General features: G+C 34.3%; 14 protein-coding genes. 12 read left to right on the top strand and 2 right to left on the bottom strand.

Annotation, left to right across the window (positions count from 1 at the left end; all coding sequences use genetic code 11):
* The first annotated feature begins 78 nt into the window (after positions 1-78).
* The 12 genes from WC622_RS03245 to WC622_RS03190 all read left to right on the top strand — a co-directional run bounded on the left by WC622_RS03245 (position 79) and on the right by WC622_RS03190 (position 20,495).
* On the top strand, positions 79-2,532 hold the full coding sequence (locus WC622_RS03245; RefSeq protein ID WP_372817239.1) for a DUF5686 and carboxypeptidase regulatory-like domain-containing protein: 2,454 nt from the start codon (positions 79-81) through the stop codon (positions 2,530-2,532).
* A 96-nt stretch (positions 2,533-2,628) separates the two neighbouring features.
* A complete protein-coding gene (locus WC622_RS03240; RefSeq protein WP_372817237.1) occupies positions 2,629-3,558 on the top strand; it encodes a rhodanese-related sulfurtransferase in 930 nt (309 codons plus the stop codon).
* Entirely contained in the window at positions 3,555-3,926 is a 372-nt protein-coding gene (locus WC622_RS03235) for a DMT family protein (RefSeq protein WP_372817235.1), read from the top strand. The genes WC622_RS03240 and WC622_RS03235 overlap by 4 nt, the downstream gene beginning before the upstream one ends.
* Before the next feature lie 68 nt (positions 3,927-3,994).
* Positions 3,995-6,898, top strand: a complete 2,904-nt coding sequence (locus WC622_RS03230) for a triple tyrosine motif-containing protein (protein ID WP_372817234.1) — start codon at positions 3,995-3,997, stop codon at positions 6,896-6,898.
* A 254-nt stretch (positions 6,899-7,152) separates the two neighbouring features.
* Positions 7,153-10,164: a SusC/RagA family TonB-linked outer membrane protein gene (locus WC622_RS03225; protein ID WP_372817232.1), complete on the top strand. Its 3,012-nt coding sequence runs from the start codon at positions 7,153-7,155 to the stop codon at positions 10,162-10,164.
* Between the two features lie 11 nt (positions 10,165-10,175).
* Entirely contained in the window at positions 10,176-11,660 is a 1,485-nt protein-coding gene (locus WC622_RS03220; protein ID WP_372817230.1) for a RagB/SusD family nutrient uptake outer membrane protein, read from the top strand.
* A gap of 20 nt (positions 11,661-11,680) precedes the next feature.
* Positions 11,681-12,505, top strand: a complete 825-nt coding sequence (locus tag WC622_RS03215) for a LamG domain-containing protein (protein WP_372817228.1) — start codon at positions 11,681-11,683, stop codon at positions 12,503-12,505.
* A gap of 73 nt (positions 12,506-12,578) precedes the next feature.
* Positions 12,579-14,246 carry a glucoamylase family protein gene (locus tag WC622_RS03210; RefSeq protein WP_372817226.1) on the top strand — a complete coding sequence of 556 codons (1,668 nt, stop codon included), beginning with the start codon at positions 12,579-12,581 and terminating at the stop codon, positions 14,244-14,246.
* 34 nt (positions 14,247-14,280) lie between these two features.
* A complete protein-coding gene (locus tag WC622_RS03205) occupies positions 14,281-15,624 on the top strand; it encodes a glucoamylase family protein (RefSeq protein WP_372817224.1) in 1,344 nt (447 codons plus the stop codon).
* Positions 15,624-17,357: a family 43 glycosylhydrolase gene (locus WC622_RS03200; protein ID WP_372817222.1), complete on the top strand. Its 1,734-nt coding sequence runs from the start codon at positions 15,624-15,626 to the stop codon at positions 17,355-17,357. The genes WC622_RS03205 and WC622_RS03200 overlap by 1 nt, the downstream gene beginning before the upstream one ends.
* A gap of 9 nt (positions 17,358-17,366) precedes the next feature.
* Positions 17,367-19,679 (top strand): beta-glucosidase BglX, encoded by a 2,313-nt coding sequence (gene bglX / locus WC622_RS03195; RefSeq protein ID WP_372817220.1) that lies wholly within the window; start codon positions 17,367-17,369, stop codon positions 19,677-19,679.
* Positions 19,680-19,718: 39 nt separating this feature from the next.
* A complete protein-coding gene (locus WC622_RS03190) occupies positions 19,719-20,495 on the top strand; it encodes a prolyl oligopeptidase family serine peptidase (RefSeq protein WP_372817219.1) in 777 nt (258 codons plus the stop codon).
* A 63-nt stretch (positions 20,496-20,558) separates the two neighbouring features.
* On the opposite strand, the gene WC622_RS03185 is transcribed toward WC622_RS03190, so the two are convergent.
* Together WC622_RS03185 and WC622_RS03180 are read right to left on the bottom strand one after the other, a co-directional pair.
* Positions 20,559-21,287: a YebC/PmpR family DNA-binding transcriptional regulator gene (locus tag WC622_RS03185; RefSeq protein ID WP_372817217.1), complete on the bottom strand. Its 729-nt coding sequence runs from the start codon at positions 21,285-21,287 to the stop codon at positions 20,559-20,561.
* Positions 21,288-21,330: 43 nt separating this feature from the next.
* Positions 21,331-22,278 carry an NAD-dependent epimerase/dehydratase family protein gene (locus WC622_RS03180; RefSeq protein ID WP_372817215.1) on the bottom strand — a complete coding sequence of 316 codons (948 nt, stop codon included), beginning with the start codon at positions 22,276-22,278 and terminating at the stop codon, positions 21,331-21,333.
* Positions 22,279-22,314: the final 36 nt, after the last annotated feature.

Raw genomic sequence — 22,314 nt, 5'->3', positions numbered from 1 at the left:
TTGCTCGTTAACAAACTTTAACATATTATTTGTGTTAAGTTCTAGAACTTAGTCGATATTTATAGCTTATCATCTTTTATGAATAAATTTAACCTCTTGCTAATTTTAGTGTTAGCTTCTTATACTATTTCTTTTGCTCAACAATATCAGATTAGCGGGAAAGTAACAGAAACCGACGGTGAAATTATTCCATTTGCTTCTATTTATGTAAAGAATACTGCTAAAGGTGTTTCTGCAAATGCAGATGGAGTTTATAAACTTACACTGGACAAAGGCAGTTATACACTTGTATATAAGGCTATTGGATTTAAAACGGTAGAACACACGGTAACTCTTAATTCAGATTTAATAGTAAATCAAAAACTTGCATCAGAAAGCTATACACTTAAAAATGTGATTATTAGGCCTAATGCCGAAGACCCAGCTTATGAAATAATTAGGCAAGCTATTAAAAACAGAAAAATACATTTAAACGAAGTCGATGAATATAGCAGCAATGTCTATATTAAAGGATTGCAAAAATTAGTAGGTGCTCCAAAAAAGTTTTTTGGTAGAGATATTCAGAAAACGCTCGATTTGGATACCAATAGGAAAGGGATTTTATATTTATCAGAATCTCAATCTGTTTTCGGTTTTAAACGCCCAAACCAAATTCATGAAGAAATGGTTTCTTCAAAAGTCTCTGGCAGAAATAACTCTTTCAGTTTTAATAAAGCATCCGATTTAATTATCAATTTTTACGAAAACTTATTGTTAGGAGGAACTGGTTTAAGCTCTAGAAGTTTTGTTTCGCCAATTGCAGATAATGCATTATTCTATTATAGATACAAATTGTTAGGCACAACAGAAGAAAACGGCGTTACAATTAACAAAATAGAAGTAACACCTCGTCGTACAAATGACCCCGTTTTTAGAGGCATTGTTTATATAGCTGATGATAGTTGGCGCTTAATGGGTACAAATCTTACTTTAACAGAAGATGCAGGTATTAATTTTGTAGATACGTTAAACATAAGTCAAAAATTTATAAAGATTGAAAACGTATACATGCCTTCAGATATTAAATTTCAATTTAATGGAAATGTACTTGGTTTTAAATTTGAAGGCTATTATGTAGGCATTTACAGCGATTATAATATTCACCCAAATTTCCCTAAAAATTATTTTACAGCTGAAATTTTAAAAGTAACCAAAGCGGTTAATAAAAAAGATTCATTGTATTGGATGAACGCTCGACCAATTCCATTAACGGACGAAGAAAAGTACGATTATAAGAAGAAAGATAGTATCGCCATGCGTAAAACATCTAAGCATTACCTAGACTCTTTAGAGAAAGAAAATAATGAGTTTGGCATTGGTAAAATGATATTAACTGGATATACCATTAACAAAAGATACGAGAAAAAATACATCTCTTTTGACCCTTTACTTAGATCTGTTTTTTACAATACAGTTGAAGGATTTGGATTAAAATATGGCATAACATTTCGAAAAAATTTAGAGGATAGGAAAAGTTATAGCATTAGGCCAGAAGCTCGTTATGGATTTTCCAATCATGTTTTTACAGCTAACATAAGTGGGAATTATTATTATGATCCTTTAAAACGAGCGAGTATAGGTGCAAGTTTTGGTAGTGATATTTCAGATCTTAATCGATATGGCTCAATGAGTTTGCTTTCAAACTCTATTAACACCTTACTTTTTGAACGAAATCTTTCTAAATTTTATAAAAAGGAGTTCGCCAATATTAACAGCACCAGAGAATTGGCGGATGGTTTACAAGCTTCTGCAAGTATAGATTATAGTAAAAACTATACTTTACAAAACACCAGTACTTATAAACTTCGAGACCTTAAAGACGAGGAATATACATCCAATAATCCATTTACACCGACCACCGAAACACCACTATTTCCAACTTATACTTCAGTAAGTATATCAGCTGGTTTAACATATACTATTGGACAAAAATATATAACCAGACCAGATGGAAAATTTTATCAAGAATCAAAATATCCTCGTTTTCAATTAGGGTATAGAAAAGGACTTAAGGGTGTTTTAAATAGTGATGTAGATTATGATTTATTAAGTGTAGAAGTTTATCAAGATCGTATTAGTACAGGTTTATTGGGCTATTCGTCTTTTGTAGTAGGTGCTGGTAAATTTTTAAATAACACCACCGTCTTTTATCCAGACATGAAACATTTTAGAGGAAACAACTCAACCATATTCCCTCCTAATTTGAGGAAATTTAGATTTTTAGATTTTTATCAATACAGTACAAGTCGTGAGTATGTAGAAATTCATTTTGAGCATAACTTTGCTGGCTTTATGCTTAATAAAATCCCTTTGTTACGCAAGTTAAAATTAGAGGAAACTGTAGGTGTAAACTATTTAACTCAACCAGGTAAAAGAAATTACAAAGAGTTTTATTTTGGCATCGAACGTTTAGGTTTTGGCGCAAGTTATGGCTATGCATACGATGGGAATAAAAAGGTTGACCAAGGATTTAGGATAACATATGGATTTTAAGTAGCCGAAAATTTAATCTTCTAGGCTTTCAGTCTTCCTGACTAATTTCTTATCTTTGCGAGCATTAAACGCCGTTTGCAGCGGTATCAATGAATTATGATATACAACACCTTACTTTATTATTGCTATTCTCCAATAGCGAATGCAGAACAATTTGCTGCAGATCATTTAGCTTTTTGTAAATCTTTGAACCTTGTAGGCCGTATTATTGTTGCCGAAGAAGGTTTAAATGGAACTGTTTCTGGAACTGAAGAAGCTTGTTCAACTTACATGGCACATTTAAAGGCTGATCAGCGCTTTGCTAAAACAGATTTTAAAATTGATGTGGTTACAGAACCCTCTTTCATCAAAATGCACTGTAGGTATAAACCAGAAATTGTACATTCTGGTTTACGTGATACCAGTATTATCAACCCTAACGAAAAAACAGGAAAATATTTAGAACCTGCTGAGTTTAGTGAAATGCTAGATCGTGATGATGTGGTTGTTTTGGATGTTCGTTCTAATTATGAACATAATTTAGGCAAATTTAAAAATGCTGTAACGCTAGATATTGAGAATTTCCGTGATTTTCCAGATCAAATAGATGCATTAGCTAAGTACAAAGACAAAAAGATAATGACGTATTGCACTGGCGGTATTAAATGCGAAAAAGCGTCAGCTTTGCTATTGCACCATGGTTTTACAGACGTATATCAACTACATGGCGGTATTATTAAATATGGAAAAGAAGCTGGTGGAAAAGATTTTGAAGGCAAATGTTATGTTTTTGATAATCGCATAGCGGTTGATGTAAATTCTGTTAACCCAACCATCGTTTCTAAATGTTATAATTGCGGCAAAACCACACCAAAAATGATTAATTGTGCAAATCCAGAATGCAATGAGCATTTTACGCAATGTGATGAATGTGGTGAAGAATTGCAAGGCTGCTGCTCTGTAGAATGTACTACTCACCCTCGCAAACGTACTTATGATGGAACTGGTTATTATGTAAAAGTCCCTCAACAAGTTGCAAAAGCATGAGAGCACTTATAACTATAGCATTCTTAACCATCTCTAACACCTTTATGACTTTGGCTTGGTATGGGCATTTAAGGTTTAAGGACATGGAATGGAGTAAGAGCTTAGGTTTAATTAGCATTATTGCCATAAGCTGGGGAATTGCATTATTTGAATATATTTTTCAAGTACCCGCAAACAAGTTAGGATTTAAGGAAAATGGTGGCCCTTTTAGTTTAATGCAATTAAAGATTACTCAGGAAGCTATTTCAATTAGTGTCTTTCTTATTTTCTCCATTCTATTTTTTAAAACAGAGAAAATTGCTTGGAATCACATGGTAGCATTTGCGCTAATAATTCTTGCCGTTTTCTTTGCATTCATTAAGAAATAACAACACCATCATCATTTATACAGTTTAAATATTTATTTTGCAACAACTTAGCATTGCACTAGCTATAAATGAAAATTAAATCTTTTAACTATCTTCTTGCCTTTTTAGCATTTCTACTCCATGCAACTACCCTTCTGGCTAGCGATATACAAAGTATTGGAGTTCCTTATGTCCAAAATTATCCTAAATCATCTTATCTATCCGGCAATCAAAACTGGTCGATAGCCAAAGACAAAAATGGGATAATGTATTTTGGCAATGCCGAAGGTTTACTTACTTACGATGGCAAATATTGGCAGCAATATAAAATGCCCAATCGCCAAATAGTACGTGCGGTAGCTACCGATGCAAATGGGATGATTTATACTGGAAGTTTTGGCGAATTTGGTTATTGGTCTTATCAAAATAAACATCTTAGTTATACCTCATTAGTTAAATTAATTCCAAAGCCAAACAAAATAACAGATGAAATTTGGAAGATTTATGTGGTTGGAAAAAAGATTATTTTTCAATCGTTCTCTACTATTTACACCTACGAAAATAAAAAGATAAACGTTATTAAAGCACCTGGCGCATTCTTGTTTTTACATCAAGCAGGGAATCGTCTTTTTGCAGAAGTTTTGGGCAAAGGACTTTTTGAGTTACAAGGGAAAAATTTAGTTCCAATAGCTGGAAGTGAAGTTCTTTTAAAAACAGGCGTGCTTTCTATTCTTCCCTACAAAAACAATAGCTTTATTATCGGCACTAGTAAAAACGGACTTTTCGTTTATGATGGTCAAAAGATTAGCCCACTTTTAAGCGCAGCAAATTCCTTTCTTAAAACTTATCAACTTAATAATGGCGTAAAAATTTTAAATAAATATTATGCCTATGGAACCATTTTAAATGGCTTAATCATTATCGATGAAGATGGGAATGTTGTTCAACGCATAAATAAATCCAGTGGTTTGCAAAACAATACCATATTAAGTTTATATGCAGATAATGAACAAAATCTTTGGGCAGGCTTAGACAATGGAATCGATAGGATAGAATTAAATTCTCCTCTCTATTTTTATTTCGATAAAGCTGGTCAGTTTGGTACAGTTTATTCTAGTTTAATCGTAAAAAACAAAATATATCTAGGTACAAATCAAGGTTTATTTGCTAGTCCATGGTTACCAGAAAACGGGAATTTATTTAATTCATTTGATTTTAAATTGATTCCTAATTCGCAAGGACAAGTTTGGGAGCTTAGTCAAATAGATGGTCAGCTAATATGTGGTCACAATGATGGAACTTTCAATATTGTTGGTGATAGAATGGAAAGAATATCATCTATTAGTGGTGGATGGACGATTAAAAAACTGAATTCAAATCCTAATTTCTTAATTCAAGGAACGTATAATGGTCTGGTCATTTTTGCAAAAGATGCTAATGGAAATTGGAAATTCAGTCATAAAGTAACTGGATTTGGTGAACCATCAAGATATGTAGAACAAGATACAAAAGGGGATATTTGGATAAGTCATGCCTATAAAGGTTTGTATAAATTAACGTTAAGCGCAGATTTAAAAAGAGCAACCAACATTAAGTATTACGATGAAAAAAATGGCTTACCAGGGAGTTTTAACATCAATATTTTTAATGTAGAGAATAAAATTCTTTTTTCTTCGGACTCTGGCTTTTTCGTATATGATGAAATTAGCAATCACTTTAGTAAATACGATGTGCTTAATAAAAATTTAGGTAGTTTTTATTCATCAAACAAAATTATAAATGCTGGTTTAAAAAAGTATTGGTTTATTAATCATGGTAAAATGAGCTTGGTTAATCTAAGCGAACCTGGCAAAATACTCATCGATTCAACTAGATTTAGCATTCTAGATGGAAGAATGGTTCAGTATTATGAAAACATAAGTCAGATTAGTAGTAAAATTTATCTTATTAGTGTTGATGATGGCTTTGTAATTTACAACACTACCAATACCGAAAACAAACAAGAAAAATTAAAACTACCTTCCGTTCTAATTAGGAAAATTGAAGATATTACCGATAAGTATTCTATCCTTACTGAAAATGGAAACAATGGAGAGGCCATAGAAATTCCATTTAGTAGAAACAACATTCGCATTTCTTTTTCCTTACCGTATTATCGTCAGTCAAAAATTAAATTTCAATATTACCTAGAAGGATATTCTAGACAATGGTCTGATTGGAGTTCGGCAACGCAAAAAGATTTTACCAACCTGACCAGAGGAAGTTATACATTTAAAGTACGAGCTAAAATAAATGAAGAAATCATAAGCGATGTTACTGTTTTTGAATTCAGCGTTTTACCTCCTTGGTACGGCAGTAATTGGGCTTTAGCATGCTATGCATTAATTGGCGTTATTGCACTTATAGCAGGTAAAAGAATATATGAAGCCAAATTAAGTAAAGATCAGCAAGCTATTACTCAAAAGCTGCAAACTGAAAAGGAAGAATTCTTAAAAAAGGAAGCAGAAGCAACAGAAAAACACATTATCAAACTACAGACAGAAAAGCTACAAGCTGAGCTTGCTGGCAAGAATAGAGAGTTGGCAAACTCTGCGATGAGTTTAGTATATAAAAATGAATTGCTACAGAAGTTGAGTGAGGAGATGAATAAGCTGAAAGATGAAAACGGCAAAAAGCTTTCTGAAGATCAACTTCGTAAAATTCAAAAAGTAATTGATGATGGAATGAATGATGAACGAGATTGGAATTTATTTGAAAGCAGTTTCAATGAAGCACATGAAAGTTTCTTTAAAAAACTAAAAGCTAATCACCCTGATCTTGTTCCAAACGACTTAAAACTTTGTGCTTATTTGCATATGAATATGAGCAGTAAAGAAATGGCTTCTCTCTTAAACATATCACTTAGGGGTGTAGAAATACGACGCTATCGTTTGCGTAAAAAATTAGAAGTTCCTCATGATAAAAACCTAGTTGAGTTTTTAATGGAACTTTAGCACTACATCATTACCTCTCATACTTCAATTTTCTTCACATCAGCTTACCCGCTCAGATTTTACGTTGTAGTAGCTGTAATTTTCTTGTTAACATTAAAAAAACGTTGTTTTTTGTCTAAAAATCAGTTTTATCTATGGCCATGAGAAACTACTCATTAGTACTGTGATGTATTAATGTATAGGTGTGATTACTTGTAAACATCAAACTAAAACAGAAAATTAGATTAATCAATTAAACAAATATGCATAACAGTATGAAAAAAATCTTTACAAAATTTTCTGTTCTAACCTTCTTTTGTTTATTACTATTAAACGTTGCTTGGGCCCAAAATGTTACAGTTAAGGGTGTGGTAAAAGATGAGACAGGTGTAACTGTACCATCGGCAAATGTTATAGTAAAAGGAACAACTAACGGAGTACAAACAGATGCTAATGGAAATTATTCTATTAGTGCCCCTGCAAACGGCACCTTGGTATTTACCTATATAGGGTTTGTTACTCAAGAGATTGCCATTAACAATAGAACCACTATTGATGTTAATTTTAAATCTTCTGCAAATGATTTACAGCAAGTAGTTGTTGTAGGTTATGGCACACAGAGAAAGATAGATGTTACTGGTTCTGTTGCTACTATTAAAGGAGAAGAAATTTCTAAACAATCTTCTATTAATCCAATAAGTGCACTTCAAGGAAAAGTTGCTGGTGTGAACATTGTAAATAATGGCGGCCCAGGATCTTCTCCTCAAATAACAATACGTGGTACTGGTACTATTTATGGTAATACCGGTGTACTTTATGTTGTTGATGGTGTTTGGTATGATGAGGTTAGTTTTTTAAATCCGAATGATATTGAGTCTTTAAGCATTTTAAAAGATGCTTCGTCTCAATCAATTTATGGAATTAGAGCTGCTAATGGTGTTGTTTTAATTTCCACTAAAAAGGGGAAATCTGGTCAACCATCAATTAACTATAATGGTTCGGTAGGTTACAAAGCTGTAACCAATCAAATTGAGATGGCAAATGCTACAGAATATGCAACCATTATCAATGAACTATCTGCTTCAAATGGCGCACCAGCCTTGTTTTCAAATCCATCAAGTTATGGTGTTGGAACAAATTGGTATAATCAAGTATTTAGAAATGCGATACAAACTAACCATCAATTATCAGTAAATGGTGGTACAGAAAAAACATCATATAATTTTTCATTAGGTTATACTAAAGAAGATGGTATTGTGAAAACTCAAGATTATCAACGCTATACCGCTAAACTTTCAAATGATTTTCAAGTATTCAAACCTTTAAAAATTGGTTATTCTGTAGCCGGTACAGCTAGTTCATCAAATGATATTAATGGCGGTATATTCCGTCAATTATATGCTGCGGGCCCTGTTGTCCCTGTTTATTATGCTGATGGCACTTATGGTGATGCGAACGATTTCAGTTTAGGTGGTGGTAATAATTTCAATCCGCAAGTAACAATTGATTTCTTCAATCAAAAATCTAAAAACTACCGTTTAACTGGTAACGTTTTTGCAGAATTAACATTTGCAAAAAATTTCACTTTTAAAACAAGTGCAGGTGGAGATTTTGGTCAAGCAGAAACTAGAAATTACAATCCAGTTTATAAAGCAACTCAAGGTCAACAAAATAACGTAAGTAAATTATCGGTTAACAGAGGCGAGAATAGAAATTGGATTATTGAAAATACATTAACGTATAAAAATACTTTTGGTGATCATAACCTTACTGTTCTAGCTGGTCAAACAGCACAGAGAAGAAAATCGTACTTTATTAACTCTACAGCTTTAAATGTGCCCTATTCAAGTGAGGGAGATTTATATTTAGCGTTAGGAACTGCCGCCGATAGAACTGTTGGCGATGGTGGAAGTTTGCAAACGTATTCTTCTTATTTTGGAAGAGTAAATTATTCATTCCAAAATAAATATTTGTTAAACGCAACACTTCGTGGTGATGCGGCATCTCAGTTTTTTGGTGGTGGAGATCTTTGGGGCTACTTCCCTTCAGTTGGTGCTGGATGGGTTATTTCTAACGAAAATTTCATGAAAGACCAAAAGGTGTTTAATAGCTTAAAACTAAAAGCATCTTGGGGTAAAGTAGGTAATGCTGGTGTACCGGTAAATCCAACCACTTTGTTAATTAATCAAGGTCCTGGTTTTGTAGCCATATTTAATGGTGTTGCTTACACAGGTGCAAACGTAAACTCATTGGTACCTTCGTTTTTAAATTGGGAACGTACAGTTGGTACAGACATCGGTTTAGAAGCATCATTTTTAGACAATAAACTAAGTATTGAAGCTGGTTATTATAACAAGAAAACAGAGCAAGCAATTTTCGCTATTCCAATTTTAAGCTCTATTGGTACAGGATCAGGAACAATTATTGGTAATCAAGCAGATTTTCAAAATCGTGGTTTTGAAGTATTAGCGAATTGGAGAGATCAAAATGAAAGTGGTTTCAGTTATTCAGTTAGTGCAAATATTGGTGTAAACAACAATAAAATTTTATCAGTAGTTACAGGTCAAAATCCGATTTATTCTGGTGGTGCTGGTATTGCAAACGGTGCTTTAGCAACACGTACAGTACAAGGCGGTGCAATTGGTGAATTTTATGGTTATAAAGTAGCTGGAATATTCCAAACTGCAGCTGAAGTTGCAGCATCAGCGCAAACAGGTGCAAAACCAGGTGATTTTAAATATGTTGATCAAAATGGAGATAACTCAATTGATGGAAAGGACCGTGTAACGTTAGGTAATCCAAATCCAAAATATAGTTACGGTATCAATACCAATTTTGGTTACAAGAACTTTGATCTAACAATAGATATTCAAGGTGTAGGTGGTGTAGATATTTACAATGCAAATATTGCTTATCGCTTTGGTAATGAAAATTACAGCAAAGATTTTTATGATAACAGATGGCATGGTGCTGGTACTTCGACTACCTATCCGTCTGCAAATGTAGGATCTACTGCAAACTCTGCTCCTAACTCATTCTATGTAGAAAGTGGCGCTTATATTCGTTTAAGAAATGTTCAGTTAGGATACACTTTACCATCTATGTTAACTCAGAAATGGAAAATGCAACGCCTTAAAGTGTTTGTTGATGCACAAAATCCTGTAACCTTGTTTGGATATAAAGGCTTTACTCCAGAAGTTGGCGGCTCACCTACCAATGCTGGTATTGATGCAACGGTATATCCGTTATCGGCTACATATAGATTAGGTGTTAACGTTACTTTTTAATATCAAAAACCATGAAAATAAATTATAAAAATACAGTTATACAGAAGATTGGATTACTAACATTGTTTTCAACTCTTTTTATAGTATCTGCATGTAAAAAAAGCTTTTTAGATGTAGATCCTCAAGCTCAACAGCCAGCCGTTACTTTTTGGAAAACTGAAAGTGACGCTACAAAAGCTGTAAATTCTATTTATGCAAATATTAGAAATTGGGCAAATACAGCTTTCCCAGCATTGGCTGTTGAAAGTATAGGTGGCGATGATGCTGAAAAAGGAAGCTCTGCAAATGACGCGAGTTATTTAAATAGCTTTGATAACTTTACAGTATCATCTACCGAAGGTCAATTACAAGGATTTTGGGAAGGTCAATATCAAAACATTAACCTTTGTAACCAAGTATTAGATAATATCCCTGCAATTAGTATGGATGCTAACCTTAAATCACGCTATCTAGCTGAAGCAAAATTTATTCGTGCGTATTCTTACTTTAGATTAGTTAGAGCATTTGGCGATGTTCCTTTACGTTTAAATGTACCTAAAGATGCTGCTGAGTTTAATTTGGCAAGAACACCAAAAGCGCAAGTGTATGCTGCCATTGAGAAAGATCTTGATGATGCAGCGGCAGTTTTACCTGCAACTTACGGTTCGGCAGATTTAGGTAGAGCTACAAAAGGTGCTGCATTGGCTTTACATGCTAAAGTTGCTATGTATTTAGCCAAATGGGATTTGGTTCTTTCGTTAACAAATACGGTAAAAACCTTGGGTTATGATTTATATCCAAATTTTGAACAGGGTTTCCGTACAAATCACGAAAATAGTGTTGAGTCTGTTTTTGAAATTCAGTGTGAATTGTTGTTAAATAATGCTGCTGCATCTAACTCACAATACAGTCAAGTACAAGGTGTAAGAGGTACTGTAGGGGGTTGGGGCTTTAATGTTCCAACTGCAACTTTAGCTGCGGCTTTCGAAGCTGGAGATACTAGAAGAGACGCTACAATTATTTTTAGAGGTGAAACTACACCAGAGGGTGATGCAATTCCAGCAACTGGCGACAACCCAATGTATAATCAGAAATCATATGTTCCATTCAATACAATTGTAAGTGGATACAATGAGGGTAGTCAACAAAATGTTAGAGTAATTCGTTTTGCAGATGTATTATTAATGAATGCAGAAGCTGCAAATGAATTAAACGATCCAACAACCGCAAAAGCCTCTTTAAATAAAGTAAGAGCTCGTGCAAGAGGTGGTGTTGTAGGTGTCTTGCCTGATGTAACTTCTACAGATAAAGAAACTATTCGTCAGGCTATTTGGAAAGAAAGACAAGTGGAGTTAGCCATGGAATCTGATCGTTATTTTGATGTCATTCGTCAAGGTCGTGGTACGGCAGTTTTTGGACCTAAAGGTTGGAAAGCTGGTAAAAATGAAGTTTGGCCAATTCCTTCAACAGAGATTGATAAAAGTGCAGGTAAATTAACTCAAAACCCAAATTATTAATCGCTTAATTTAAAAAAGATATGAAAACAAAATATTTTATATTGTTGGCATTAGGAGCTTTAGGGTTTTCTTCTTGTCAAAAAGATTTTGATCCAGCTAGCTATGCACCTGCCTTAAATATAGGTGGTTATACTAGTTCTGATCAAGTTGCTCCAACTAACTTAGTTGCTTATTGGTCTTTCGATGGGAATTTTAATGAAAGCAAATCAAATACTGTAGGTACTAACGCCGGAACTACATTTGCAGTCGGTGTTAAAGGGCAAGCGTTAAAAGGTGCGTTAAATGCTTATGTTACTTCAAATACGCCAACTGCTGTTCAAGGCTTGAAAAGCTTTACCATAAGCTGTTGGGAAAACATGCCTTTAAATGACAAAGGTATTGTTGGCTTGGTTGATATATCAAATACAACTGCATTTTGGGGAAACATGACTGTATTTTTCGAAAACGGCGGAACTGCTGCTTCTGGCAACCTAAAAATCCATGTAAACAATAATGGTGTTGATAACTGGTTGGGTAATTATGCAATGACTAGTCCTTGGGATAAATGGAATCACATTGTAATTAGCTATGATCAAGTTAGTTCTACTTATAAAGTTTATGTTAACGGATCAAAAATCGCTACTCAAATAATTGCTGGCAATGGTCCGTTAACATTCCAAAATGCAAGTAAAATGGTTTTCGGAACCGTCCACTTTCAAACTACACCAAGCTTAACAACTGGTACTGGCAAACAAGATTGGGCAAGTTATTTAGTAGGTATGTTAGACGAAGTGAGAATCTACAATAAAGCGTTAAGCGATGATGAGATTAGCTCTTTAGCAAAACTTGAAGGTAGAGGAAAATAAAATCCTTTAAACTCAGAGGCAATAACAAATTAGAAGGGTTGCTATAATGGCAACCCTTTTTTAACTAAGCGTAATGAACAAAATATATATCTACATCCTAATTATCTCTGTTGTTTTTTTTGCCTGTAAAAAAAGTAGTGCTCCTACCCCAATAGATCCTGTAATACCTCCTCCAACAACTTATTCATTTGCTGATCTAAAAGTAAATGGAACGTATAATGGTTTCACCTATTATGGCTTAAATAGTATTCCCATCATAAAAATCACTTTCTCATCACCTATTAATTTATCTTCCGTTAGCGGAAATGTTTCAATTAATGATATTTCAGGTAATGCAATAGCATTCACTCCAACCTTAGAGAATAACGATAATACGGTTGTCATAACTCCTAATGCCTTACAACCTATTACAAAATATATTTTAACAGTAAATACTGGCCTTTTATCCAAAACTGGCAATAAATTACAATCGAGTATTACATTAACATTAATCACTGCGGTAGATGATACTGACAAGTTTGCTCGAATAAGCGATGATGATCTTCTCACTTTAGTTCAAAAACAAACCTTTAAGTATTTTTGGGATTTTGGCCATCCAACAAGTGGTTTAGCACGAGAAAGAAATACGGCTGGTAACACCGTTACCTCTGGCGGGTCTGGTTTCGGAATTATGGCATTAGTAACTGGTGTAAGTCGTAATTTTATTAGCAGAGCTGAAGGTCTTACTCGGATGCAGAAAATTGTAGGTTTTCTTAAAACTGCAGATCGTTTCCATGGTGCATACCCACATTGGCTAGATGGAAATACAGGAAAAGTTATTCCATTTAGCACTAAAGATAACGGTGGCGATTTAGTAGAAACATCTTATTTAATGGCAGGATTAATTACGGCAAGGCAATATTTTAACGGAGGTGATGTTATAGAAACTGCATTAAGAAATGATATCAATGCAATTTACAATGGAGTTGAATGGGCTTGGTATAGAAAAGATAATAGTAACACATTGTATTGGCATTGGAGCCCAACGTATAATTGGGATATGAATTTACCTATAAAAGGTTGGAATGAATGTTTAATAACTTATGTAATGGCGGCGGCTTCAACATCTTCTTCAATCCCTAAAACTGTTTATGATAATGGATGGGCACAAAATGGAGCTATGAAAAATGGTAATAGTTATTATGGAGTTCAGCTTCCCTTAGGCTCAGCAAATGGAGGTCCACTATTCTTTGCTCACTATTCTTTTTTAGGTATTAATCCAATAGGTTTAGTTGATACATATGCCAATTACGAAACACAAACTAAAGCGCATACCTTAATAAATTATAACTACTGCAAAGCTAACCCCTTAAACTACTATGGTTACAGTGAAAATTGTTGGGGTTTAACCGCAAGTGATATTCAAAATGGATATACTGCTAGCTCGCCTAATAATGACGTAAGCGTAATTGCACCAACAGCAGCACTTTCTTCATTTCCATATACACCAACAGAATCAATGCAAGCACTTAAATACTTCTATTATAAATTAGGAAATAAAACTTGGGGTGAATATGGCTTTTATGATTCGTTCTCTTTACAAAATCAATGGTTTGCGAATTCAACACTAGCAATTGATCAGGGACCAATTGTAGTAATGATAGAAAACTATAGGACCAAATTAATTTGGAATTTATTTATGAGTGCACCAGAAGTAAAAACAGGCATGAAAAACTTAGGGTTTACAAGTCCCAATTTATAAAATTACCCCATTAGGAAACTCCACACCAACATAAATGAGACTTATTTATATATCAATCTTACTATTAATATTAAGCAGCTGTAGCCAGGCTCAGCAAAAAAATACACTTGTTATTAAAAAAAACTTGAGTGATGATCAATTACTTACTCTTGTAGAAAAACAGACCTTTAATTATTTTTGGGATGGCGCTGAACCTATCTCTGGTTTAGCTAGAGAAAGATATCATAGTGATAATGTTTACCCGGATAAAGACAAAGATGTAATTGCTTCAGGAGCATCTGGATTTGGTGTCATGTCAATTCTAGTGGCAATTGAACGTAAATTCATTACTCGTAAAGAAGGTTTTGAGCGTTTGCAAAAAAACGTAAACTTTCTAGAAAAAGCAGATCGCTTTCATGGCGCTTGGTCACATTGGATTTATCCTTCTGGGAAGGTAAAACCATTTGGCAAGAACGACGATGGCGGAGATTTAGTTGAAACCTCTTACTTACTACAAGGTTTACTTTGCGTTCGCCAATATTTTAAAGACGGCAATGTACAAGAAAAAGCACTAGCTGCACAAATAGACAAATTGTGGAAAGAGGTAGACTTTGATTGGTATCGCAACGGAGGAAAAAATGTATTGTACTGGCATTGGTCACCTAATATTGGCTGGAAAATGAATTTCCCAGTAACTGGTTATAACGAATGTTTAATTATGTACATAATGGCTGCTGCCTCACCTACACATACTATTCCGGCAGAAGTTTACCACGAAGGTTGGGCTAAAAGTGGTGCAATTAACACTGATTTCAGCCTATACGGACATGAGATTAAATTAGCACATAATGGTGAAAAAAATAGCGTGGGTCCTTTGTTTTGGTCTCAATATTCATATTTAGGATTAAATCCGAAAGGCTTAAAAGATCGTTATGCAGATTATTGGAGAGAAAACACAAACCACGCATTAATTAATTACGATTATGCCTTAGCGAACCCAAAAAAATATAAAGGTTATGGTGATGTTTCTTGGGGTTTAACTGCAAGTTATTCTATAAAAGGCTATTTGGCACACAGTCCATCAAATGATGTTGGCGTAATTTCTCCAACAGCTGCTTTAGCTTCTTATCCTTATACGCCAAAAGAATCAATGAAAATGATTAGACATTTATATGAAGATTTGGGAGATAAAGTTTGGGGTGAATATGGATTTTACGATGCGTATAGCGAAACCGCAAATTGGTATCCAAAAAGATATTTAGGCATTGATCAAGGCCCTATTGTAGTAATGATCGAAAATGGAAGAACTGGTTTACTGTGGAAATTATTTATGAGTGCGCCAGAAGTTCAAAAAGCATTAGATAAATTAGGTTTCGAAACCAATGCAGCAAAAAAATAATGAAAAGGATAATCTTCATATTGTTCACTTTTGTCTGTTTATCTGCAACATTTGCACAGAAACAAAAGACGTTTTGCAATCCAATAAATGTAGATTATGGATACACCCCTTTCCCAACTTTCGCAGAATGGGGTAAACATCGTGCAACAGCTGACCCAGTTATTGTAAATTTTAAGAATGATTTTTATTTGTTTAGCACCAATCAATGGGGATATTGGCAGAGTAGCGATATGTTAAATTGGAAATTCCATGAAAAGAAATTTCTAAGACCTTGGAATAAATCCTTAGATGAATTATGTGCCCCTGCAGTTGGTATTATTGGAGATACAATGCTGGTTTTTGGTAGTACTTATACTAAGAACTTCACTTTATGGATGAGCACCAATCCAAAAGCAAATGAATGGAAACCATTAGTAGATTCTTTAGAAATAGGTGGTTGGGATCCTGCATTTTTTACAGATGATGACGGAAGGTTCTATATGTATAACGGTAGTAGCAATCAATATCCATTATATGGCATTGAGTTAAATCGTAAAACCATGCAACCAATAGGCACAAGAAAAGAAATGTATTTGTTGCAGGGAGACAGATATGGTTGGCAAAGATTTGGTGAAAACATGGACAATACTTTCTTAGATCCTTTTATCGAAGGTGCTTGGATGACCAAACATAACGGAAAATATTATTTACAATATGGTGCACCAGGAACCGAGTTTAGTGGTTACGCAGATGGTGTAGTTGTAGGCAATAGTCCACTCGGTCCATTTACACCTCAATCAGATCCTTTGAGTTATAAACCTGGGGGATTCTCTCGCGGAGCTGGACACGGCTCTACATTTCAGGACAATTACAAAAACTATTGGCACATTTCTACAAGTATCATTTGTGTAAAAAACACATGGGAAAGAAGAATGGGGATATGGCCAGCAGGGTTCGACAAAGATGACATAATGTATTGCAATACTGCATTTGGCGATTACCCACTGTATCTCCCTTCAGAAAAGAGAGGAGAAAATTCTGGACCAGGATGGATGTTATTAAACTATAAAAAACCTGTCATCGTATCATCTACATTAGGTAGCTTTTTTGCTAATAACGCAGTAGATGAGAATATCAAAACCTATTGGAGTGCCAAATCTTCAGCAAATGGAGAATGGATCCAAACTGATCTTGGCAATATTTCAACTGTAAATGCCATACAAATAAACTATGCTGATCAAGATGTAGAGTTTATTGGCAAACAGACTGGCACATTTCATCAATATAAAATATTTTCATCCTTAGATGGGAAAAAATGGACATTACTAGTTGATAAAAGCCAAAATAAAACTGATGTCCCCCATGATTATGTTGAATTGGAAAAGCCAGTACAAGCAAAATTTATAAAGCTGGTAAATATTCACATGCCTACTGGAAAATTTGCTATTAGTGGACTACGGGTTTTCGGAAACGGAAACAGAGAAAAGCCCAATACAGTTAAAAATCTAATTGTATTAAGGACCGAAAAAGATAAACGAAGTGCATACATTAAATGGCAGCCTGTAGATAATGCTTTTGCCTATAATTTATACTATGGCACTTCTCCAGACAAATTGTACAACTGCATAATGATACACGACTTTAATGAGTATTGGTTTAAAGCAATGGATAATCAAAAGCCTTATTATTTCTCCATAGAAGCAATAAACGAAAATGGTGTATCGCAAAAAACCAAAATATTAAAAGCCGATTAATAGTTAACAATGATAAACACACAAATGAAAAGAGCAAATTCCTTATTTATTTTATTAGCGCTTGTTGCCATAAATTCATCAGCGCAAACTAAAAAGACAATTCCTGCCTCTCAATCCAAAATGGATATTTTTATCAATTCATTACTTTCTAAAATGACTATTGATGAAAAAATTGGGCAATTAAACTTATTAACTGGTGGAGAAGCCACAACTGGTGCAGCTGTAAGTACAGATGTAGAATCTAAAATTGCAAAAGGTAATGTAGGCGGGATTTTCAGCATGACAACCCCTGATAAAATTCGTAAAACGCAAGAAATTGCGATGAAAAGTCGATTAAAAATCCCTTTAATTTTTGGGCAAGATGTAATTCATGGGTATAAAACTACATTTCCAATTCCATTAGCTTTAGCTGCAAGTTGGGATTTATCTTTAATAGAAAAAACGGCTCGTGTTGCAGCTACTGAGGCTAGCGCAGATGGTTTAAGCTGGACATTTTCTCCTATGGTTGATATTGCTCGCGATGCACGGTGGGGAAGAATTGCAGAAGGAAGCGGAGAAGACACCTACTTAGGCTCTCAAATTGCCAAGGTAATGGTTAAAGGCTATCAGGGAGACAATTTATCTAAATACAACACCATTATGGCTTGTGTAAAACATTTCGCCTTATATGGCGCCGCAGAAGCTGGTAGAGATTATAATACTACCGATATGAGTTTGGACAGAATGTATAACGATTATTTACCTCCATATAAAGCTGCACTTGATGCTGGCGCTGGTAGTATTATGGTTTCTTTTAACGATATTAATGGAGTGCCTGCAACTGCTAACAAATGGTTATTAACTGATGTTTTACGTAAACAATGGGGTTTTAAGGGTTTTGTAGTTTCTGATTATACTGGTGTAAGTGAACTTATAGATCATGGTTTGGGCGATTTAAAAACTGTTTCTGCTTTATCCTTAAAAGCAGGTACCGACATGGATATGGTAAGCGAAGGTTTTTTATCAACACTAAAACAATCTTTAAAAGAAGGAAAAGTAACTACTGCTCAAATTGATAATGCTTGCCGTTTAATTTTACAAGCGAAATATAAATTGGGTTTATTCGAAGACCCTTTTAGATACTGTAATGAAGAGCGTGCTAAAAAAGAAATTTTAACTCCTGCCAACATTCAATTTGCTAGAGAAGCAGCAACCAAAACCTTTGTATTGCTAAAAAATCAAAATCAAACCTTACCACTTAAAAAATCAGGCACAATTGCGTTAGTTGGTCCTTTAGGCAATACTAAAAGCAATATGCCAGGAACATGGAGTGTAAACTCCGATATGAATTTAGTACCCTCATTATTAGAGGGCTTAAAAAATGTAGGTGGTAATAATGTGAAAATTGTTTACAGTTTAGGTTCAAATCTTACCACAGATGAAACACTGCAAATAAATTCGACCATGTTTGGTAGGGAAATCCCTAGAGATAACCGTAACGAAGGTGAATTAATTAAGGAAGCAGTTCAAAATGCTAGCAAAGCTGATGTTGTAATAGCGGCATTAGGAGAAAGCTCTGAAATGAGTGGAGAGAGTTCAAGCCGTACGGATATTGGAATCCCTGAAAGCCAAAAAAGATTGTTAGCTGCCTTATTAAAAACTGGAAAACCGGTTGTTTTGGTTTTATTTACAGGCAGACCATTAGCGATAAAATGGGAAAGTGAAAATGTGCCAGCCATATTAAATGTTTGGTTTGGTGGTATTCAAACTACAAATGCAATTGCAGATGTCTTATTTGGAGATGTTAACCCTTCTGGTAAATTACCGGTAACTTTTCCTCAAAATATTGGTCAAGTTCCAATCTATTACAGCCATAAAAATACAGGTAGGCCTTTGCCAGATGGAAAATGGTTTACAAAATTTAAATCCAATTATTTAGATGTAAGTAATGAACCTTTATATCCTTTTGGGTTTGGGTTAAGCTATACAACATTTACATATGAAGGTTTAAAATTAAGTTCAAACACATTAAAACCTAACCAAAAAATAACAGTTACTACTACTGTAACTAACACAGGTAAATTTGCTGGCGAAGAAATTGTTCAACTCTATACTCGTGATTTAGTTGGGACAAGTACCAGACCAGTTAAAGAACTAAAAGGATTTCAAAAAATTAAATTACAACCTGGAGAAAGTAAGATGGTTACATTTAACCTGACTGAAGAAGATTTGAAATTCTATACTAGTGATCTTAAATTTGTAGCCGAACCTGGCGATTTTAAAGTATTTGTAGGGCCAAATGTTAAAGATGTTAAAGAAGCTGATTTCAAATTAGTAAACTAAGGAAGTAATCTTTCAAACATGAATTCATAAAAGCGCAACATGAAAAAGACTATTCTATTTATATTATTTTGTCTAACCATTTCTTCGACTTTTGCCCAAGATTTATCTAAGTACAAAAATGAAAACTTCATTCAAGGTACTGATACATTAAAATACAGAATTTTATACCCTGAAAACTTTGATGCCACGAAGAAATACCCAGTTGTACTTTTCTTACATGGCAGAGGTGAAAGTGGAAATGACAATGAAAAGCAATTAACGCATGGCGCTAAGCTTTTTTTAACTGATGAATTTAGAAAAACTAATCCAGCTATTGTTATTTTTCCGCAATGTGCAGAGGAAAGTTATTGGTCTAATGTAGAAATTGAAGAAGTAAGTGGTAAGCGTTTTTTCACTTTTCAAAAAGGAGGCGAACCCAAAAAATCAATGTCGTTGCTACTTAAATTTACAGATGAGTTTTTTAAAAACCCAATAGTAGATAAAACCAGGATTTATGTTGGTGGTTTATCTATGGGCGGGATGGGAACATTTGAAATTTTGAGACGAAAACCACATACTTTTGCGGCTGCATTTGCAATTTGCGGAGGTGATAATCCAGTAAATGCTCAAAAATACAAAAATGTTCCTTTATGGATTTTCCATGGAGGATTGGACGATGTTGTAAATCCACAATTATCTTACAATGTATATAGAGAATTAAAGAAATTAGGACATGAGCCAAAATACACTATTTACTTAAAAGCTAATCATAATAGTTGGGATTCTGCTTTTGCAGAACCTCAATTAACTCCTTGGTTATTCAGTAATCACAAGTAAATATAAATTAAAAGAAAAGGCTTCGAATAATTTAGAAGCCTTTTCTTTTTCTATCATTAGGAGTTATTCTGCCATATTATGATAAACAGCTTGAACATCATCATCTTCTTCCAATTTATCGATAAGTTTTAATACATCAAGTGCTTGTTCTTCAGAAACTGGATGATGAGACAAAGCAATACGTTCTAATTTTGAGCTTTTTAACTCAATGCCTTTTTCCTCTAAAGCTTTTTGCAAAGAACCGAAATTCTCAAAAGCGCCTTGAGCTACTGCAATATCATTTCCTTCTTCATCAGATTCTACATATAACTCTTCCAAGCCCGCATCAATCAATTCGAATTCTAGTTCTTCTAAATCTAAATCTTCCGCAGGTGCGAACCTGAAAATAGATTTACGGTTAAATACAAAATCTAATGAACCTGTTTTACCTAAAGTTCCATTAGTTTTATTAAAGTAGCTACGCACATTTGCTACGGTACGATTGGTGTTATCTGTTGCAGTTTCAATTAAAACAGCAACGCCATGTGGAGCATAACCTTCGTACACAATTTCTTCGTAGTTGGCCATCGATTTATCTGAAGCACGCTTAATTGCAGCTTCTACCCTATCTTTTGGCATATTTACAGCTTTTGCATTTTGCATAGCAGTACGCAAACGAGAGTTAGTCTCTGGATGAGGTCCAGCATCTTTAACTGCCATTACAATATCTTTACCAATACGGGTAAATTGAACGGCCATTTTTGCCCAACGTTTAAATTTTCTTTCTTTTCTAAATTCGAATGCTCTTCCCATTTTTATAGTATTGAATACTTTATTCTGCTTTCAGTTTTAGTTCTTAGCTCTTTTTTAAATTCGTTAACATGTCTTCTGTCATTTTTGCCAAATCAAACTCTGGTTTCCAGGCCCAATCTCTCTTAGCAAAACTATCGTCAATAGATTTTGGCCAGCTATTGGCAATTTCTTGACGTGGATCGTTCGCCGTATATGATAATTTAAAATCTGGAATATGTTTACGAATTTCTGCAGCTAATACTTCTGGAGTAAAGTGAACTCCGCCAAAATTATAACTTGAACGAATAGAAATTTGTTCAGCCGGAGCATCCATCAATTCTATTGTTCCGCGAATTGCATCATCCATATACATCATTGGTAATTCCGTTGTAGCCGATAAAAACGAAGAATAACTTCCTTTCTTTAACGCTTCATGGAAAATATGAATAGCATAATCTGTAGTTCCTCCACCCGGTGCTGCTTTCCAGCTAATTAATCCAGGATAACGGATACTTCTCACATCTAAATTATATTTCTGATTGTAATATTCGCACCAACGTTCGCCAGCCAATTTACTAATACCATACACCGTATTTGGGTCCATGGTGCAATATTGAGGCGTATGATCTTTTGGAGAATTTGGTCCGAAAACTGCAATTGAACTTGGCCAATACACTTTAGCAGTTTTATAAATCAATGCTAAATCCAAAACATTTAACAAACCATTCATATTCAAATCCCAAGCTAACTTTGGGTTTTGTTCGCCTGTGGCAGATAAAAGTGCAGCTAGTAAATAAACTTGTGTTGGCTTATATTTTTGGAAAATCTCTTTTAGAATTTCCTTATCCAATACGTTTACAAATTCAAATGGACCAGCATTTTTAGTCTCATAATCAGGTCTACGGATATCGCAAGCAACAACATTGTCGTTTCCATAACCCTTGCGCAAAGCTGTAACTAATTCAGTACCAATTTGTCCGTTAGAACCAAGTACTAGTATTTTTTCGATCATACAATGTGGGTAATGCAGCAAAGGTAAAAAAATCTG

Source organism: Pedobacter sp., from assembly GCF_041662865.1.
GTDB lineage: Bacteria > Bacteroidota > Bacteroidia > Sphingobacteriales > Sphingobacteriaceae > Pedobacter.
Note: the sequence above shows the minus strand (reverse complement) of the source record. Positions and strands in the feature narration are given on the sequence as shown.

What these genes read in the sequence shown, in the direction of transcription:
- WC622_RS03245 (WP_372817239.1), top strand. Translation starts at nt 79, where the DNA reads ATGAATAAATTTAACCTCTTGCTAATTTTAGTGTTAGCTTCTTATACT.
- WC622_RS03240 (WP_372817237.1), top strand. Translation starts at nt 2,629, where the DNA reads ATGATATACAACACCTTACTTTATTATTGCTATTCTCCAATAGCGAAT.
- WC622_RS03235 (WP_372817235.1), top strand. Translation starts at nt 3,555, where the DNA reads ATGAGAGCACTTATAACTATAGCATTCTTAACCATCTCTAACACCTTT.
- WC622_RS03230 (WP_372817234.1), top strand. Translation starts at nt 3,995, where the DNA reads ATGAAAATTAAATCTTTTAACTATCTTCTTGCCTTTTTAGCATTTCTA.
- WC622_RS03225 (WP_372817232.1), top strand. Translation starts at nt 7,153, where the DNA reads ATGAAAAAAATCTTTACAAAATTTTCTGTTCTAACCTTCTTTTGTTTA.
- WC622_RS03220 (WP_372817230.1), top strand. Translation starts at nt 10,176, where the DNA reads ATGAAAATAAATTATAAAAATACAGTTATACAGAAGATTGGATTACTA.
- WC622_RS03215 (WP_372817228.1), top strand. Translation starts at nt 11,681, where the DNA reads ATGAAAACAAAATATTTTATATTGTTGGCATTAGGAGCTTTAGGGTTT.
- WC622_RS03210 (WP_372817226.1), top strand. Translation starts at nt 12,579, where the DNA reads ATGAACAAAATATATATCTACATCCTAATTATCTCTGTTGTTTTTTTT.
- WC622_RS03205 (WP_372817224.1), top strand. Translation starts at nt 14,281, where the DNA reads ATGAGACTTATTTATATATCAATCTTACTATTAATATTAAGCAGCTGT.
- WC622_RS03200 (WP_372817222.1), top strand. Translation starts at nt 15,624, where the DNA reads ATGAAAAGGATAATCTTCATATTGTTCACTTTTGTCTGTTTATCTGCA.
- bglX (WP_372817220.1), top strand. Translation starts at nt 17,367, where the DNA reads ATGATAAACACACAAATGAAAAGAGCAAATTCCTTATTTATTTTATTA.
- WC622_RS03190 (WP_372817219.1), top strand. Translation starts at nt 19,719, where the DNA reads ATGAAAAAGACTATTCTATTTATATTATTTTGTCTAACCATTTCTTCG.
- WC622_RS03185 (WP_372817217.1), bottom strand. Translation starts at nt 21,287, where the DNA reads ATGGGAAGAGCATTCGAATTTAGAAAAGAAAGAAAATTTAAACGTTGG.
- WC622_RS03180 (WP_372817215.1), bottom strand. Translation starts at nt 22,278, where the DNA reads ATGATCGAAAAAATACTAGTACTTGGTTCTAACGGACAAATTGGTACT.